Origin of the sequence: Agrobacterium sp. S7/73 (assembly GCF_019355535.1) — a bacterium.
GTDB classification, from domain to species: Bacteria; Pseudomonadota; Alphaproteobacteria; order Rhizobiales; family Rhizobiaceae; genus Agrobacterium; species Agrobacterium tumefaciens.
In genome coordinates this window covers 198,805-215,140 of record NZ_CP072136.1, presented here as the reverse complement: position 1 = coordinate 215,140, position 16,336 = coordinate 198,805, and the positions used below count along the sequence as shown (strand labels likewise).

The window sequence follows — 16,336 nt, the reverse complement described above, 5'->3', positions numbered from 1 at the left end:
ATTCGGGTGTCTTTTTTGCGGGGCGATGCGGGAGAGTTCTCACTCTCCCAGCGCGTCTTCCAGGAACGCAGCAAGCTGCGCCAGATGCTTGGACATCAGGCCGGTCGCCGGAGAGGCGGCAGCCGGACGGCCCGTGTAACGGACCTTCTGGTACTTGGCGTCGATATGCGCCAGAACCCATTCAAGGTAAGGATCGATGAACGACCACGCACCCATGTTCTTCGGCTCTTCCTGGCACCACACCATTTCCGCGTTACGGAAACGGGAAAGCTCGTTGATGAGCGCCTTGGCCGGGAACGGATAGAGCTGTTCGACACGCAGCAGGTAGATGTCGTCGATACCGCGCTTTTCACGCTCCTCGAGCAGATCGTAATAGACCTTGCCCGTGCACATGACGACGCGGCGGATCTTCGAATCCTTCTGCAGCTTGATCGGACCATCCTTGATGACCTCCGCATCGTCCCACAGGAGACGGTGGAAGGAGGACTCGCCTGCAAGCTCCGCAAGCGACGAGGTGGCGCGCTTGTGACGCAGCAGGGACTTCGGCGTCATCAGGATGAGCGGCTTGCGGAAGTCACGCTTCATCTGGCGGCGCAGGATATGGAAGTAGTTAGCCGGCGTCGTAACGTTGGCAACCTGCATGTTGTCCTCGGCGCACATCTGCAACCAGCGTTCCAGACGGGCGGACGAATGTTCCGGACCCTGACCTTCATAACCATGCGGCAGGAGGCAGACGAGACCGGACATGCGCAGCCACTTGCGTTCACCCGAAGAGATGAACTGGTCGAATACCACCTGGGCTCCGTTGGCGAAGTCGCCGAACTGGGCTTCCCAGAGCGTCAGTGCATTCGGGCGGGCAAGCGAATAGCCATATTCGAAACCAAGAACCGCTTCTTCCGAAAGCATCGAGTTGATGACTTCGTAACGGGCCTGCGTCGGCGAAAGATTGGCAAGCGGGATGTAACGCTCTTCAGTCTCCTGATCATAGAGAACCGAGTGGCGCTGCGAGAAGGTGCCGCGTTCGCAGTCCTGACCGGACAGACGAATCTTGTGGCCGTCTACGACCAGCGAACCGAAGGCCAGAGCCTCAGCCATCGCCCAGTCCAGCCCCTCGCCGGTCTCGACCATCTGGGCACGGTTTTCCATGAAGCGCTGGATCGTGCGGTGTGCGCTGAAGCCTTCCGGAATGGTCGACAGCTTCTTGCCGATTTCCTTCAGCTGCTTCATCGGCACGCCGGTCTTGCCACGACGCTGCTCATCGGCATTGTCGGCGGCGCGCAGACCGGACCACTGACCATCCAGCCAGTCGGCCTTGTTCGGCTTGTAGGACTGGCCTGCCTCGAACTCCTGCTCGAGATGGGCGCGCCAATCGGCCTTGATCTTCTCGAAATCGCCTTCGGTGATCAGGCCTTCCGCAATCAGGCGGTCAGCATAGATGCGGGCAACAGTCTTGTGGCCACGGATGACCTTGTACATCTTCGGCTGCGTGAACGCAGGCTCGTCGCCTTCGTTATGGCCGAAGCGACGGTAACAGAACATGTCGATGACGACAGGCTTGTGGAACTTCATGCGGTATTCGGTTGCAACCTTTGCCGCATAAACCACCGCTTCCGGATCATCACCGTTAACGTGGAAGATCGGCGCCTCGATCATCTTGGCAACGTCGGACGGATAGGGCGACGAGCGCGAGAAGGCCGGGTTCGTCGTGAAGCCGATCTGGTTGTTGATGATGAAGTGCATGGTACCGGCAACGCGGTGACCGCGCAGGCCGGAAAGGCCGAGAATTTCGGCAACCACGCCCTGACCCGCAAAAGCGGCATCGCCGTGCAACAGGAGCGGCAGCACCTTGGCGCGTTCCGACAGCGGAATGATGTCGCCGTCCCATGTCTTGGCAAGCTGGTCCTGCTTGGCGCGGGCCTTGCCCATGACGACAGGGTTGACGATTTCAAGGTGCGACGGGTTGGCCGTCAGCGAGAGGTGAACCTTGTTGCCGTCGAATTCGCGGTCTGAGGAGGCACCGAGATGGTACTTCACGTCACCGGAACCTTCGACGTCATCAGGCTTGAATGAACCGCCCTTGAACTCGTGGAACACGGCGCGGTGCGGCTTGCCCATCACGTTGGTCAAAACGTTCAGGCGGCCGCGGTGAGCCATGCCGAGCACGACTTCTTCCAGACCGTCCTGGCCGCCGCGCTTGATGATCTGCTCAAGTGCCGGGATCAGCGATTCACCACCATCGAGGCCGAAACGCTTGGTGCCCTTGAAACGCACGTCGAGGAACTGCTCGTAGCCTTCGGCTTCGACGAGCTTGGACAGAATGGCCTTCTTGCCTTCCGGCGTGAAGTCCACACCCTTGTCCGGACCTTCGATGCGCTCCTGGATCCAGCCCTTTTCTTCCGGGTTGGACATATGCATGAATTCGACGCCGAGCGTCGAGCAATAGGTGCGCTCGAGGATATCGACCATTTCGCGCACGGTCGCGTATTCGAGACCGAGGACGTTATCGATGAAAATCTTGCGATCGTAGTCGCTTTCCTCGAAGCCATAGGACTTCGGCGAAAGCTCGTTATAGTCCTCAACGGCGCTGGCGATGCCGAGCGGGTCGAGCTTGGCGTGCAGATGGCCACGCATGCGGTAGGCGCGGATCATCATGATGGCGCGGACGCTGTCACGGGTCGCCTGAAGCACTTCGGCTGGGCTGACGGCCTTGCCGGTATCGGCGCTCTTGGCCTCGGCCTTCGCCTGAACCTTCTTCTCGATGGCCTTCTCGACCGTAGCCCAGTTGCCATCAAGCGCGGATACCAGGTCGCCGTTTGCCGGGATCGGCCAGTTGGAGCGCTTCCAGGAGGCGCCCTTGGCTGCCTTCTTCACGTCTTCCGGATTGTCGGACAACGCCTTGAAGAAGCTCTGCCACTCCGGCGACACGGAAGAGGGATCCTCTTCGTACCGGGCATAGAGCTGCTCGATATAGGCTGCATTCGCGCCGTCCAGAAACGACGTGATCTGAAACTGCTCGTTCGCTTCTTGCCTTGCCATTGTGTTCTTGCGGACTTGTCCGTCCGCCTCCTCGATGCCGTTAGGGCCGTTTATCGGCCTGCCGCTTGATTATTGCTGTCTGCCGCCGGGGCGGTATGCCGTCTGTCTGTCGTTCTTTGCGGCTTCGGGCAGCGTGGCGTTAAAGCCGCACCGCCCGTTACCGGTCTCATGTGGTCTCAGCCCTTGAGGACTTCAACCAGCGTTTTGCCGAGGCGCGCCGGGGAAGGCGATACCTTGATGCCTGCAGCTTCCATTGCTGCAATCTTCGATTCCGCATCGCCCTTGCCGCCGGAAACGACAGCGCCGGCGTGGCCCATGGTGCGGCCCTTCGGAGCCGTACGGCCCGCGATAAAGCCAGCCATCGGCTTCTTGCGGCCCTTCTTGGCTTCGTCGATCAGGAACTGTGCCGCATCTTCTTCGGCCGAACCGCCGATTTCGCCGATCATGATGATCGACTGCGTGGCTTCGTCGGCCAGGAACATTTCCAGCACGTCGATGAACTCGGTGCCCTTGACCGGATCGCCGCCGATGCCGACAGCCGTCGTCTGGCCGAGGCCTTCGTTGGATGTCTGGAATACGGCTTCATAGGTCAGCGTGCCGGAGCGCGAAACGATACCGACCGAACCCTTGCGGAAGATCGAGCCCGGCATGATGCCGATCTTGCATTCTTCAGGCGTCATGATGCCCGGGCAGTTGGGGCCGAGCAGGCGCGAGTTCGAACGGTCGAGGCGGGCCTTGACGCGCACCATGTCCATCACCGGAATACCTTCGGTGATGCAGGTGATGAAGGGGATCTCAGCCTCGATGGCTTCGATGATGGCGTCGGCTGCACCTGCCGGCGGAACATAGATCACGGATGCGTCTGCACCGGTCTTTTCCTTGGCTTCGGCGACCGTTGCGAAGATCGGCAGGCTTTCGCCCTTGGAGCCGGTCCAGGTTTCGCCACCCTTCTTCGGGTGAATACCACCGACCATCTGCGTGCCGTAATAAGCAAGCGCCTGTTCGGTGTGGAAGGTACCGGTCTTGCCGGTCAGACCCTGAACGAGGATCTTGGTGTCTTTATTAACAAGAATAGACATTATTTCCGGTCCCTCAATTAGCCGTTGATCGCCGCGACGATCTTCTTGGCTGCGTCGTCCAGGTCGTCAGCAGCCGTAATCGCAAGGCCCGATTCGTTCAGGAGCTTCTTGCCAAGTTCGACGTTGGTGCCTTCGAGGCGAACAACGAGCGGAACCTGCAAACCGACTTCCTTCACCGCGGCGATAACACCTTCGGCGATGACGTCGCACTTCATGATACCGCCGAAGATGTTGACGAGGATACCCTCGACCTTCGGGTCAGCAGTGATGATCTTGAAAGCTGCAGCAACCTTCTCCTTGCCGGCGCCGCCGCCGACGTCACAGAAGTTTGCCGGCTCCTTGCCGTAAAGCTTGATGATGTCCATCGTCGCCATGGCGAGACCGGCACCATTGACCATGCAGCCGATGTTGCCATCGAGCGCAACGTAAGCGAGGTCCCACTTGGAGGCTTCGATTTCCTTGGCGTCTTCTTCGGTCTCATCGCGCAGCGCCTTGACGTCGTCATGGCGGAACAGCGCGTTGCCGTCGAAGGACATCTTGGCATCGAGAACGCGCAGATGACCGTTTTCCATGACGATCAGCGGGTTAACCTCGAGGAGAGCCATGTCCTTCTCGTTGAAGGCCTTGTAGAGGATCGGGAACAGCGCCTTGGCGTCTTCCGCAGCAACACCTTCAAGCTCGAGCGCCTTGGAGATCGCAGCAACGTCAGCGTCGCTCACACCCTTTTCCGGGTCGATGGCGATGGTGTGGATCTTCTCGGGCGTGTCGTGGGCAACAGCTTCGATATCCATGCCGCCTTCGGTGGAAACCACGAAAGCAACGCGACCGACCGAGCGATCGACCAGCAGCGAGCAGTAAAGCTCGCGAGCGATATCCGCGCCGTCTTCGATGTAAAGGCGGTTGACCTGCTTGCCGGCATCGCCCGTCTGCGCCGTTACCAGCGTGTTGCCGAGCATATCCTTGGAGTGGGAAACGACTTCTTCGATCGTCTTTGCGAGACGAACGCCACCCTTGGCGTCGGGGCCGAGTTCCTTGAACTTGCCCTTGCCGCGGCCGCCAGCGTGAATCTGGCTCTTGACGACGTAGAGCGGGCCGGGAAGCTGCTTTGCGGCGGCTTCGGCTTCTTCAACCTTGAGGATGGCGACGCCTTCAGCGACCGGCGCACCATAGCCCTTCAGAAGAGCCTTGGCCTGATATTCGTGAATATTCATGGAATAATCCCTGTTTGGAGCCGCTTGAAGCGCCCTGCATCCTTATCTGACGCAGGGCGCTTCAAGCTGTTGAATCTACGCATCGTGCCTTGCAAAAATCCAATCCGGTTTTGCGCCGATGCGTCAGGCTATTACTTCAGCGACGGAGCGATGTTGATGCAGGCTTCGCAAAGACCGGCAACAGCGCCGACGGACTTCTGGAAGGCGGCTTCTTCATCTTTGTTCAGCTCGATCTCGATGATGCGCTCGATACCACCGGCGCCGATGATGGTGGGCACGCCGACATACATATCGTCCACGCCGTACTGGCCCGACAGATGGGCAGCGGCGGGCAGAACGCGCTTCTTGTCCTTGAGGTAGGATTCAGCCATTTCGATCGCCGAAGCGGCTGGCGCGTAATAGGCCGAGCCGGTCTTGAGCAGGCCGACGATTTCCGCACCGCCGTCGCGGGTGCGCTGGATGATCTCTTCGAGACGCTCGGCGGTGAGCCAGCCCATCTTGACGAGATCGGTCAGCGGAATGCCGCCAACGGTGGAGTAACGCGCCAAAGGCACCATCGTATCGCCGTGGCCGCCGAGAACGAATGCCGTTACGTCCTGAACCGAAACGTTGAACTCTTCGGCGAGGAACAGGCGGAAGCGAGCGCTGTCGAGAACGCCGGCCATGCCGACGACCTTGTTCTTCGGAAGACCGGAGAACTTCTGAAGCGCCCAGACCATGGCGTCCAGCGGGTTGGTGATGCAGATGACGAAAGCGTTCGGGGCATATTTCTTGATGCCGGCGCCGACCTGCTCCATGACCTTGAGATTGATGCCGAGAAGATCGTCGCGGCTCATGCCGGGCTTGCGGGCGACGCCAGCGGTGACGATGCAGACATCAGCGCCTTCGATGGCAGCGTAGTCGGAAGCGCCAGTGAGCTTGGCATTGAAACCTTCAACCGGTCCGGACTGGGCAATATCCAGACCTTTGCCCTGCGGGATGCCGTCGGCAATATCGAAGAGGACGATATCGCCCAGTTCCTTCAGGCTGGCGAGATGCGCCAGCGTGCCGCCGATCATGCCAGAACCAATAAGTGCAATCTTTTTGCGAGCCATCGAATGCTTCCTCTAGAGCTTCAATTCAATTTCACCACGCCACCGGCAGCCAAATTGTCGCACTTCGATTAGCCCCATTGACCAAAATTGGCAACAGATTCTTTTGGCATGAATATTTTCAATCGTTTAGATCATTATTTTCTTACGTAAACGTAAGAGAATGCGTCACGAAAGTGTCAAACTTTCTGCCGTTTTTCATGGTGGAGCACCAGATAATCTGCACTGCGCATCTCAAACAGGCGCGAGGCGGTGCGATCGAACTCGAAACCTTCGGTGCCCTTGCGCTTGCCGAGCAGGTCTTCGGGCATGGCCGCAGCGGAGGCGAAGAGGCGGACGCTGTGATCGTACAGCGCGTCTATGAGAATGATAAAACGCTTGGTTTCGTTCCGTTTGTCGGCATTGAGAAACGGGATGTGGTCGATGAAGACTGTATCGAAACGATTGGCTATCGCGAGAAAATCAGAAGCGCCGAGCGGCTTTTCGCAAAGGTCGGAGAAGGAAAAGCGGGCCACACGGCCGCTGGCGCGCGGCACCAGAATGGAGCGGCCCTTCATCGGTATTTCAGTTGGCGCGACAAGATGGCCGCCGGTCATGTGCCGCCAGGCCATATCCATCGCCTGATCCGCCGCACCGTCTAGTGGCATGACATAGACCGGCAGGCTTTCCAGCTTTTCCATGCGGTAATCGGTGGGACTGTCCAGCGTCACCACTTCCACATGCTTCTTCAGCAAATCGACAAAGGGCAGAAACAGGTCGCGATTAAGCCCGTCCTTGTAAAGATTGTCGGGCACAACATTGGACGTTGTTACCAGTGTGCAGCCATTGGCAAAAAGCTCGCTGAACAGCCGGGCGAGGATCATCGCATCGGCAATATCCGTGACGGTGAACTCATCGAAGCAAAGAAGCTCCGCTTCCGCCAGAAGCTGGGCTGCCACAGGAGGAATGGGATCGGCCTGCTTGGTTTCGCCATTCTTGAGCTTCTGCCGATGCGCGTGCACGCGATTATGGACATCAGCCATGAATTCGTGAAAATGGCAGCGCCGTTTGGAAGAGACGGGCGCCATCTCGTAGAACATGTCCATCAGCATCGTCTTGCCGCGTCCAACGCTGCCATGGACATACAGTCCCTTGACGAAGGCGGCAGGGCCAGCCTTGCGAGCGAACATCCAGCCGAGTGCGCTTTTTTTCCTGGCGGGTTTGCGCGCTTTCAAATCGGCAAGGATACGGTCGAGGTGGGCCGCAACGCCGCGTTGTGCGGCATCCGCCTGCAAGGTGCCAGCTGCCGTCAATGCGTTGAGCTGTTCAACGACACTATGGTTGTAGTCAGGCAATGGCTTCATGGAAAAGCGCCCCGGTCGCGGACGGACGCCCGCGACGAATGGAATGGCTTGAAACAGGCGAGGCGATCCGGATGCACCGGAGATGCTCTATCGGCTGAGGCTCAGCGGCTGGCCGCTATTCGTCGTGCCGTCAAAGCGCGCATCGGCGCTCTTGTAGACGCGGCCGATCGTATCGCCGGAACGGTTCTTGAAGAGGACCATCTTGCCGGACACTTCCCAGGACCCCATCGCCGTGAGTTCGCCGGAGCAGCCACGCGTGCCGCCACGAGAACCGCTGCCGAGATTGGTAAGCGTCAGGAACATGTCGCAATTGGCGCCGCCATTGGAAACGCGCCAGTTGCCAACCATGGATTCCTTGGTGACATCAAGCGCCGTTGTCGGCGGAGCGGCAGAAGCCATATCAGCGCCGCCAGGCGTCGCAGAAGCGGGTGCTGACGGGAACTGACTGCCGGAAGCACCACCGGGTGGCGGCAGGGCGCCAGACTGAACGGAGGGAACCGGCTGTGCCTGCAACGGCGGCGTATAACCGGGATTGTTGCTGGTGTTGTTGTTGTAATCGTAGGAGGTACGTTGGCAACCGGCCAGGCTCATTACAACCGCAAGACCCGTCACCACATATCTGAATTGCATATCAAGCTCCCGATTCTCTCGCTTCCGGAAAGACCATGATCAAACAAGAAGGCTGAATTATTACCAAAGCCTTATCTTGCGCAAGCGATGGCTGGGATAATTACCATTTCGGTCGATTTTTACCGAAATTTCCCGCGCCCGGTTGTAAAAAAGGGCCGCGGTCCAAACCGCGGCCCGATAGATTTTCTGTCCAAACGAATCGTCTTCAGACGCGACGCTCGACCATCATCTTCTTGATTTCCGCGATCGCCTTGGCCGGGTTGAGACCCTTCGGGCAAGCCTGCGCGCAGTTCATGATGGTGTGGCAGCGATAAAGACGGAACGGATCTTCGAGATCATCAAGACGTTCGCCGGTCGCTTCGTCGCGGCTGTCGATCAGCCAGCGATAGGCCTGCAGCAGAACGGCGGGGCCGAGGTAACGGTCGCCGTTCCACCAGTAGCTGGGACAGGAAGTGGAGCAGCAGGCGCACAGAATGCACTCGTAGAGACCGTCTAGCTTCAGGCGGTCCTCATGGCTCTGCTTCCATTCCTTGGCAGGCGTCGGCGAAACCGTCTTCAGCCACGGCTCGATGGAGCGGTGCTGCGCGTAGAAGTTCGACAGGTCCGGAACGAGATCCTTCACCACTGGCATATGAGGCAGCGGATAGACCTTCACCGTTCCCTTGATCTCTTCCATGCCCTTGGTGCAGGCGAGCGTATTGGTGCCGTCGATGTTCATAGCGCAGGAACCGCAAATGCCTTCACGGCACGAGCGGCGCAGCGTCAGCGTCGGGTCGATATTGTTCTTGATGTACAGCAGCGCATCGAGAACCATCGGCCCGCAATCGTCGATATCTATATAATAGGTATCGATGCGCGGGTTCTGGCCATCATCCGGGTTCCAGCGATAGATCCGGTATTCGCGAACGTTCTTGGCACCATCCGGCTTCGGCCAGACTTTGCCTTCGCTGATCTGGGAATTCTTGGGGAGAGCGAGTTCAACCATATCCAGTTCCTCAAATCAGTAGACGCGAGCCTTCGGCTCGATCTTTTTCGGATCGATGCCGTCGGCAATCAGGTCGGTGTGAACAGGGCGGTAGTCGAGCTTGACATCACCTTCAGGGCTGACCCAGGCAAGCGTGTGCTTGCGCCAGTTCACGTCGTCGCGACCGCCGAACGGACCATCGACGAAATCCTCGCGGGCATGCGAACCGCGGCTTTCCTTGCGCGCTTCCGCGCCGTAGACCGTGGTGATCGCGTTGGCCATCAGATTGTGCAGTTCGAGCGTTTCCACCAGATCGGAGTTCCAGACCATCGAACGGTCGGTAACCTTGACGTCAGGCAGTTCCTTCCAGATGGCGGAAATGCGCTGGCAACCGCTTTCCAGCGATTCCTGTGTCCGGAATACGGCGGCATCGTCCTGCATGGCGCGCTGCATCTTGTCACGTAGCACTGCCGTCGGCGTCGAGCCGTTGGCATAACGCAGGCTGTCGAAGCGATCCATGATCTTGTCGCAGGCAGCCGTGTCGAGAGCAGGAACCGGCGAATCGCGGTCGATGACCTGGGCTGCACGGATGGCGGCAGCGCGGCCGAAGACCACAAGGTCGATCAGCGAGTTGGAGCCGAGGCGGTTCGCGCCGTGAACCGAGGCGCAACCGGCTTCGCCAACGGCCATCAGGCCGGGAGCGATGCGTTCCGGGTTCTCGGCGTTGGCGTTCAGCACTTCGCCCCAATAGTTGGTCGGAATGCCGCCCATATTGTAGTGAACGGTCGGCAGGACCGGGATCGGCTCGCGCGTCACGTCAACGCCGGCGAAAATCTTGGCACTTTCGGAAATGCCCGGAAGACGCTCGTGCAGGATCGCCGGATCAAGGTGATCGAGATGCAGGAAGATGTGGTCCTTGTTCTTGCCGACGCCACGACCCTCGCGGATTTCCATGGTCATGCAGCGAGACACCACGTCACGCGAAGCAAGGTCCTTCGCCGAAGGAGCATAACGCTCCATGAAGCGCTCGCCTTCGGAGTTGACGAGATAACCGCCCTCGCCGCGCGCGCCTTCGGTGATCAGGCAGCCAGCGCCGTAAATGCCGGTCGGGTGGAACTGAACGAATTCCATATCCTGAAGCGGCAGGCCGGCACGTGCGATCATACCGCCGCCGTCGCCGGTGCAGGTATGAGCCGAGGTCGCCGAGAAATAGGCGCGGCCGTAACCACCGGTCGCCAGCACCACCATCTTGGCGGAGAAGCGATGGATCGTGCCGTCATCGAGGTTCCACGCCACGACGCCCGTGCAACGGCCATCGGGCGCCATAATGAGGTCGAGCGCGAAATATTCGATGAAGAATTCCGCGTTGTTGCGCAGCGACTGGCCGTAAAGCGTGTGCAGAATGGCGTGGCCGGTACGGTCGGCTGCGGCACAGGTGCGCTGCACCGGCGGGCCTTCGCCGTAGTTCTGCATATGGCCGCCAAACGGGCGCTGGTAGATCTTGCCTTCGGCATTACGCGAGAAGGGCACGCCGTAATGCTCCAGCTCATAGACCGCCTTTGGCGCTTCCATGGCGAGATATTGCATCGCGTCGACGTCGCCCAGCCAGTCGGAGCCCTTTACGGTGTCGTAAAGGTGCCACTGCCAACAGTCGGGTGTCATGTTGGTGAGAGAAGCGGCGATGCCGCCCTGCGCCGCGACCGTGTGGGAGCGCGTCGGGAAAACCTTGGTGATGCAGGCCGTGCGGAACCCCTGTTCCGCCATGCCGAGCGTTGCGCGCAGACCCGCGCCGCCGGCGCCCACCACGATCACGTCATAGGAGTGATCGACGTAGGTGTAAGCCTTGCCATTCTGGGAAGGTGAACTGATCGATGCCATGGCCGATTTATCCTGCGAATGCGATTTTCAGAATGGCGAAGATGCAAAGACCGCCAATGAGAACCGCGAAAAACGTATTGAGCATCAGAAGAACGAGCTTCGAAACCTCGCCGTGCACGTAGTCTTCGATGATGACCTGCATGCCGAGCTTCATGTGAATGAGGCCGGAAACCAGCACCAGACCCATGATGACCGCAACGAGAGGGTTGGAAAGCGCCGCCGCAACTTCCGGATAGGGAGCGCCGGCATATTTGATGAGAAAGACCACGAAGAAGATCAGCAAGGGCACGTTGGCGACGGCCGTAAGGCGCTGGCGCCAGAAATGGTCGGTGCCTTCCTTGGCGGAGCCGAGGCCACGAACCTTTCCGAGAGGTGTACGCATATCCATGACAGGCTATCTCCTTAGCGCACGATCAGGGCGATGACCCAGATCAGCGCGGTCAGACAGATCGACGCTACAAAGGTCGCCTTGGCGAGTTTCGTGTTGAAGTTCTTCTCGAAGCCATGGCCGAGATCCCACATGAAGTGGCGAAGGCCGCCCAGCATGTGGTGAACGAGAGCCCAGGTATATCCGATCAGGATAAGCTTGCCGATGATCGTACCCATTGCCCAGCTGACCCAGTCGTAATAGGCAGGGCCGGAAGCAAGTGCGATAAGCCACCAGGCGACAAGAAGCGTTCCGAAATAAAGCGCCGCACCCGTGATGCGGTGCACGATGGATGCGACCATCGTCGGAATCGGCTTGTAAATTTGAAGATGCGGCGACAGAGGCCGGTTATTTGTCACGTTCGCCATCAGAACCTCGCGGCGTTTTCCCGTGCACCCGTCAGATCGGGCGCCCCCAAGCAACAGCACATGACGAAAGAATGTGCATTGCACCAACCGCGACGTTTAATCACATGGGAGCATCACGACAAGCACATTTCATGACCGATTCCAATTTAATCGATTGGTTCACGAATTTTTTTTGGAATTTTTTTGCTCGAAAATAAAAAAACGAGCATTTCCAAGATTTACGCCTTCAAAATATTTACCTTTACGTAATTTCGAAATCATGTAATTTACTATTCGTTAACCGAAAAAATCCGGAGAATGAGGCTCATGTTACAGCGTCGAATCGCAGCTCTGGCGGTGATGACTGCAGGCATTATTTTCACGGCACTGCCTCCTGCTGCGGCAGGTGATTTTTATAGTAGCCACCATTATCAGCATCGTCAGTCACAGTTGAGCTTCTCCACGGACGGACTGCCCTCCACGCTTTCCGGTGGCACTTATGTTGGTGGAATATCCGCCTTGAGGGTCCGCGGGAACGGCAATTATTTCGCGATCAATGGTGGGCTTTCGCGACAAGGCGCAACCGTCAATATGGGCGCGCAGCTGGCACCGAAGGCGAAAATCATCAACGTCCGCGCCGAAACGACAGGCGACGCCTGCGATTACCAGCACGGCGTCTGCATCATCAGGCCCTGATATAATCAGACAAAACGCCAGACGGTGGTCTTTTTGACTTCACTGTCTTCCAGAGCCCGCGTCACCGGCACCTGATAGGTTGCCTCGGCGTATAGGCGCTGTTTGGGCAGGTAGGCCCGTCCCGGATCGCCGACGAGCACGGTCACGCCTCTATCCGCCAGTTCCAGAAACCAAGGCACGAGGAGATCGGCAAAGGCGCGATCATAAAACACGTCGCCCGCCAGCAGAACATCCGCCTCAACCGGCGTCCCAACCAGATTGCGGCCGGTAAAATCGATGGCCACACCATTGAGAGCCGCATTCAGCCGAATGGCCGTTTCCGTCCACGGATCGATATCGGCGGCGACAACAGCCGCGGCGCCCGCCTTTACGGCGGCAATGGCGACCAGTCCGGAACCGCTGGCGAAATCCAGCACACGTTTGCCGGAGACACTTTCAGGATGATCGAGAATGTAGCGGGCAAGTCCCTGTCCACCAGCCCAGGCGAAAGCCCAGAATGGCGGCGGCAGGCCGATCTCTTCCAGCTCCTCCTCCGTCTTCAGCCACAGCTCATGGGCTTCGGTCGCAAGATGGAGGCGCAATTCCGGCACATGTGGTGGATGCATGATGCCGGTATTGTCGAGAATGAAGCGTTCGGGATCGGTCCTCACCGAAAGCTCAGTCCGGAGATTTCGGTGGATTGGAAAGGCCACCCATGCGGCAGACTTCGAGATATTCCTCTTCCGTCACCGGCTGCACCGAAAGCCGCATGGAGGTGACCAGCGACATCTTTTCGAGTTTCGGATTGGCCTTCACATCCTTCAGCGAAACAGGTTTCGGCATGTCGCAAACGGCGCGGATATCCACGCAATCCCACTTCAGATCGCCCTCTGCGGTCGAATCCGGGTGCGAAAGGGCGCAGACCTCCACGATGCCGACGACATCAAGCCCTTCATTCGAGTGGTAGAAAAAACCCTTGTCGCCGATTTTCATGGCGCGCATGTTGTTGCGGGCCTGATAATTGCGCACGCCGGTCCATTCTTCGCCAGCCTCGCCCTTGGCCTTCTGCATTTCCCAGGACCATTTGAACGGCTCAGACTTGTAAAGCCAGTAATTCGCCATGGCCGGTCACGCCCCCGGATTGTTGAAGACCCAGTTATAGGGCTTCACATCCACGCTTTCGAACAGGCCGGCCTTTGCATAGGGATCGGCATCGGCAAGGGCCTTAGCCGCATCGATGTCGGCAGCTTCCACGATGACAAGGCTGCCATTCGGCTTGCCTTCGGCATCCAGAAACGGTCCGGCAATCTTCAGCGTGCCTTCGGCGTTCAATTTGTTCAGGTGCTCCAGATGAGTCGGGCGCGTGTCCATGCGCACGTTCAGATGGCCGGGCTTGTCTTTGCAGATAAAGGCAAACAGCATTTTCGTCTCCTCGCTGGCGCATGCCTCCCAAAAGTGTAAGCGGTTTTGGGACCAGGACATGCGTAAAAACTATTCGAAGGCCACACTCATTCAGTGGTGATGGGCCTTGTCATCAATTGTTGCATGGCGCTCGCCACGTCCAGATTGCCGTCGATGATGGCCGCAACCGCCTCGGTCACCGGCATGTCGACAGCGTGATGTTCGCCGAGCCGGGCGGCAACGGCTGCCGCAAAGGCGCCCTCCACTAGCCCGCCGGACATGTCCTTGCCTTCGCCCCGGCCAAGCGCGATGCCGAAACGCAGGTTTCGCGACTGGTGGCTTGTGGCGGTCAGCACGAGATCGCCAAGGCCGGAAAGACCGCGCACGGTATCGGCCTTGCCGCCCATGGCAACGACCAGACGCGACATCTCGGCAAGCCCCCGCGAGATCAACGCCGCCCGTGCGGAATCGCCGAGGCCCGCACCTTCAACGATGCCGGCGGCAATGGCGAGCACATTCTTTAGCGCGCCGCCAAGCTGCACGCCCGTGCGGTCGGTCGAGGCATAAAGCCTGAAGGTTCTGCCGGAAATCGTGGTCGCCAGCCGCTCGGCGATGACAGCGTCTTCCGCCGCTATCGCCATCGCCGTCGGCAGTCCGCGCGCGATATCGGCCGCAAACCCCGGACCGGAGAGAACGGCGATTGGATGATGCGGCAGTTCCGCCTCCAGAAGTTCCGTCAGCAGCCGGCCGGACACCCGGTCGATGCCCTTGGCGCAGGTAACGATGATACAATCATTAGCCAGATAAGGACCGTAATGGCGCGCCGCATCGGCATGGGCCTGAGAGGGCATGGCAAACAACACGATGCCTGCATCGGCCAGCACATCCGGCTCAACGGAAAATTCCAGCGCGTCCGGCAAATCTACACCCGGCAGGGCAGCCTCGTGAATACGATCAGCCCTAAGATCGGCCATCAGGGACGCATCACGGCCGAGCAGGGTCACGTCATGCCGGTTCTCCAGCGCGATGACGACGGCGAGCGCGGTTCCGAAGGCGCCAGCGCCGATGACGACGATTTTCTCCCGCTGCATCAGGCCTTGGCTCCCCTTTTGCCGAAACCGATCAATGTCTCCGCGCTGCCATCAAGCGGCCAGCGCGAGCGCGGCGCGATCTCCAGCGCATCGGGTTCCCGGCCGCATGCCATCCGCTCCAGCCCGGCCCAGGCAATCATCGCGGCATTGTCGGTGCAGAGCCGGTGCGGCGGTGCGACAAAGCGGAACCCGTGCGCCTCACAAAGCGCCTGCAGGGTCTGGCGGATTTCCGTATTGGCGGCAACGCCGCCGGCCACGACCAAAGCGGGCTCCGTCTCGAGATGCGGAAACTCTTCCTTAAAGCGGGCAAGCCCACGGCCGATACGGTCCTTGAGCGTGCGTGACACCGCCTTCTGGAAGGAGGCGCAGATATCTGCAATATCCTGATCCGAAAGCGGAGCGATCGCGGTTGCCGCCTGCCGCACCGCTGTCTTCAGACCGGAGAAGGAAAAATCGAGTCTCGTCTCGCCGACCATCGGGCGCGGCAGTGCAAAACGGTCAGGGTTGCCTTTCGCTGCTGCCTTTTCAACCGCAGGCCCGCCGGGATAGGGCAATCCCAGAAGCTTAGCAGTCTTGTCGAAGGCTTCCCCAAGCGCGTCATCAATGGTCGTACCCCAGCGCTCGTATTCACCCACACCGCGAACCAGCACGAGCTGGGTGTGGCCGCCGGAGACCAGCAGCATCAGATAGGGGAAGGAAAGACCGTCGGTCAGACGCGCCGTCAGCGCATGGCCTTCGAGATGGTTGATGGCGTAAAGCGGCTTGTCTGCAGCCTTCGCAATCGCCTTGCCGGTCATCAGGCCCACCAGCAGACCGCCAATGAGGCCGGGGCCGGATGTGGCCGCGATGGCATCGACGTCCGCAAGGGTGACACCCGCCTGTTCCAGCGCTTCTTCCACCAGCGTGTCCAGCGCCTCGACATGGGCGCGGGCAGCAATTTCGGGCACCACGCCGCCATAGGCGCTGTGTTCCTCAAGCTGCGACAAAACGACGTCGGACACGATCTCGCCACGTCCGTCCGCATGCCGAACCACAATGGATGCAGCGGTTTCGTCACAGCTTGTCTCTATGCCGAGGATACGAAGAAAGGGGGTCATCAATTCTGTTCGTTCATTGCGATCATGCGCTGAGTTGGTCTAAGACAACTCCGGTAACAATGGATA

At 59.2% G+C, this 16,336-nt stretch carries 16 protein-coding genes; 1 reads left to right on the top strand and 15 read right to left on the bottom strand.

Annotated elements, in window-relative coordinates; translation table 11 throughout:
• Nucleotides 1-39 precede the first annotated feature (39 nt).
• The 10 genes from J5276_RS00950 to sdhC all read right to left on the bottom strand — a co-directional run bounded on the left by J5276_RS00950 (nucleotide 40) and on the right by sdhC (nucleotide 12,027).
• Nucleotides 40-3,036 carry a 2-oxoglutarate dehydrogenase E1 component gene (locus J5276_RS00950; RefSeq protein WP_065705226.1) on the bottom strand — a complete coding sequence of 999 codons (2,997 nt, stop codon included), beginning with the start codon at nucleotides 3,034-3,036 and terminating at the stop codon, nucleotides 40-42.
• Between the two features lie 176 nt (nucleotides 3,037-3,212).
• A complete protein-coding gene (sucD, locus tag J5276_RS00945; RefSeq protein WP_003516727.1) occupies nucleotides 3,213-4,115 on the bottom strand; it encodes a succinate--CoA ligase subunit alpha in 903 nt (300 codons plus the stop codon).
• 17 nt (nucleotides 4,116-4,132) lie between these two features.
• Nucleotides 4,133-5,326: an ADP-forming succinate--CoA ligase subunit beta gene (gene sucC / locus J5276_RS00940; protein WP_003516725.1), complete on the bottom strand. Its 1,194-nt coding sequence runs from the start codon at nucleotides 5,324-5,326 to the stop codon at nucleotides 4,133-4,135.
• A 131-nt stretch (nucleotides 5,327-5,457) separates the two neighbouring features.
• Entirely contained in the window at nucleotides 5,458-6,420 is a 963-nt protein-coding gene (gene mdh / locus J5276_RS00935) for a malate dehydrogenase (RefSeq protein WP_003516723.1), read from the bottom strand.
• 176 nt (nucleotides 6,421-6,596) lie between these two features.
• Complete coding sequence (gene zapE, locus J5276_RS00930) at nucleotides 6,597-7,760, bottom strand: cell division protein ZapE (protein WP_112153890.1); 1,164 nt, start codon at nucleotides 7,758-7,760, stop codon at nucleotides 6,597-6,599.
• An 87-nt stretch (nucleotides 7,761-7,847) separates the two neighbouring features.
• Nucleotides 7,848-8,390, bottom strand: a complete 543-nt coding sequence (locus tag J5276_RS00925; RefSeq protein ID WP_112153891.1) for an AprI/Inh family metalloprotease inhibitor — start codon at nucleotides 8,388-8,390, stop codon at nucleotides 7,848-7,850.
• Between the two features lie 205 nt (nucleotides 8,391-8,595).
• Nucleotides 8,596-9,375: a succinate dehydrogenase iron-sulfur subunit gene (locus tag J5276_RS00920; RefSeq protein ID WP_003516718.1), complete on the bottom strand. Its 780-nt coding sequence runs from the start codon at nucleotides 9,373-9,375 to the stop codon at nucleotides 8,596-8,598.
• Nucleotides 9,376-9,390: 15 nt separating this feature from the next.
• Nucleotides 9,391-11,232: a succinate dehydrogenase flavoprotein subunit gene (sdhA, locus tag J5276_RS00915; RefSeq protein ID WP_003516717.1), complete on the bottom strand. Its 1,842-nt coding sequence runs from the start codon at nucleotides 11,230-11,232 to the stop codon at nucleotides 9,391-9,393.
• A gap of 7 nt (nucleotides 11,233-11,239) precedes the next feature.
• A complete protein-coding gene (gene sdhD, locus J5276_RS00910; RefSeq protein ID WP_003516716.1) occupies nucleotides 11,240-11,620 on the bottom strand; it encodes a succinate dehydrogenase, hydrophobic membrane anchor protein in 381 nt (126 codons plus the stop codon).
• A gap of 14 nt (nucleotides 11,621-11,634) precedes the next feature.
• Nucleotides 11,635-12,027 (bottom strand): succinate dehydrogenase, cytochrome b556 subunit, encoded by a 393-nt coding sequence (sdhC, locus tag J5276_RS00905; protein WP_013636889.1) that lies wholly within the window; start codon nucleotides 12,025-12,027, stop codon nucleotides 11,635-11,637.
• Nucleotides 12,028-12,333: 306 nt separating this feature from the next.
• Here sdhC and J5276_RS00900 point away from each other — a divergent pair, with 306 nt between their 5' ends.
• The gene (locus J5276_RS00900; RefSeq protein WP_013636890.1) at nucleotides 12,334-12,702 is read left to right on the top strand and encodes a hypothetical protein; all 369 of its coding nucleotides are present in this window, start codon (nucleotides 12,334-12,336) and stop codon (nucleotides 12,700-12,702) included.
• 5 nt (nucleotides 12,703-12,707) lie between these two features.
• Here the strand turns inward: J5276_RS00900 and J5276_RS00895 are convergent, their stop codons facing one another.
• The 5 genes from J5276_RS00895 to tsaD all read right to left on the bottom strand — a co-directional run bounded on the left by J5276_RS00895 (nucleotide 12,708) and on the right by tsaD (nucleotide 16,270).
• Entirely contained in the window at nucleotides 12,708-13,352 is a 645-nt protein-coding gene (locus J5276_RS00895) for a methyltransferase (RefSeq protein ID WP_111803902.1), read from the bottom strand.
• Nucleotides 13,353-13,359: 7 nt separating this feature from the next.
• On the bottom strand, nucleotides 13,360-13,803 hold the full coding sequence (locus J5276_RS00890; RefSeq protein WP_003516712.1) for an EVE domain-containing protein: 444 nt from the start codon (nucleotides 13,801-13,803) through the stop codon (nucleotides 13,360-13,362).
• Nucleotides 13,804-13,809: 6 nt separating this feature from the next.
• Nucleotides 13,810-14,103: a YciI-like protein gene (locus J5276_RS00885; protein ID WP_209159554.1), complete on the bottom strand. Its 294-nt coding sequence runs from the start codon at nucleotides 14,101-14,103 to the stop codon at nucleotides 13,810-13,812.
• Nucleotides 14,104-14,189: 86 nt separating this feature from the next.
• A complete protein-coding gene (locus tag J5276_RS00880; protein ID WP_112153892.1) occupies nucleotides 14,190-15,173 on the bottom strand; it encodes an NAD(P)H-dependent glycerol-3-phosphate dehydrogenase in 984 nt (327 codons plus the stop codon).
• On the bottom strand, nucleotides 15,173-16,270 hold the full coding sequence (gene tsaD, locus J5276_RS00875; RefSeq protein ID WP_112153893.1) for a tRNA (adenosine(37)-N6)-threonylcarbamoyltransferase complex transferase subunit TsaD: 1,098 nt from the start codon (nucleotides 16,268-16,270) through the stop codon (nucleotides 15,173-15,175). Before tsaD ends, J5276_RS00880 begins: the two co-directional genes overlap by 1 nt.
• Between the last annotated feature and the right edge of the window lie 66 nt (nucleotides 16,271-16,336).

Bases quoted from the DNA above. Each gene is read 5' to 3' on its own strand.
- tsaD (WP_112153893.1), bottom strand. From the start codon at position 16,270: ATGACCCCCTTTCTTCGTATCCTCGGCATAGAGACAAGCTGTGACGAA.
- sucC (WP_003516725.1), bottom strand. From the start codon at position 5,326: ATGAATATTCACGAATATCAGGCCAAGGCTCTTCTGAAGGGCTATGGT.
- sdhD (WP_003516716.1), bottom strand. From the start codon at position 11,620: ATGGATATGCGTACACCTCTCGGAAAGGTTCGTGGCCTCGGCTCCGCC.
- sdhA (WP_003516717.1), bottom strand. From the start codon at position 11,232: ATGGCATCGATCAGTTCACCTTCCCAGAATGGCAAGGCTTACACCTAC.
- J5276_RS00900 (WP_013636890.1), top strand. From the start codon at position 12,334: ATGTTACAGCGTCGAATCGCAGCTCTGGCGGTGATGACTGCAGGCATT.
- J5276_RS00925 (WP_112153891.1), bottom strand. From the start codon at position 8,390: ATGCAATTCAGATATGTGGTGACGGGTCTTGCGGTTGTAATGAGCCTG.
- sdhC (WP_013636889.1), bottom strand. From the start codon at position 12,027: ATGGCGAACGTGACAAATAACCGGCCTCTGTCGCCGCATCTTCAAATT.
- J5276_RS00920 (WP_003516718.1), bottom strand. From the start codon at position 9,375: ATGGTTGAACTCGCTCTCCCCAAGAATTCCCAGATCAGCGAAGGCAAA.
- mdh (WP_003516723.1), bottom strand. From the start codon at position 6,420: ATGGCTCGCAAAAAGATTGCACTTATTGGTTCTGGCATGATCGGCGGC.
- sucD (WP_003516727.1), bottom strand. From the start codon at position 4,115: ATGTCTATTCTTGTTAATAAAGACACCAAGATCCTCGTTCAGGGTCTG.
- J5276_RS00880 (WP_112153892.1), bottom strand. From the start codon at position 15,173: ATGCAGCGGGAGAAAATCGTCGTCATCGGCGCTGGCGCCTTCGGAACC.
- J5276_RS00890 (WP_003516712.1), bottom strand. From the start codon at position 13,803: ATGGCGAATTACTGGCTTTACAAGTCTGAGCCGTTCAAATGGTCCTGG.
- J5276_RS00950 (WP_065705226.1), bottom strand. From the start codon at position 3,036: ATGGCAAGGCAAGAAGCGAACGAGCAGTTTCAGATCACGTCGTTTCTG.
- zapE (WP_112153890.1), bottom strand. From the start codon at position 7,760: ATGAAGCCATTGCCTGACTACAACCATAGTGTCGTTGAACAGCTCAAC.
- J5276_RS00885 (WP_209159554.1), bottom strand. From the start codon at position 14,103: ATGCTGTTTGCCTTTATCTGCAAAGACAAGCCCGGCCATCTGAACGTG.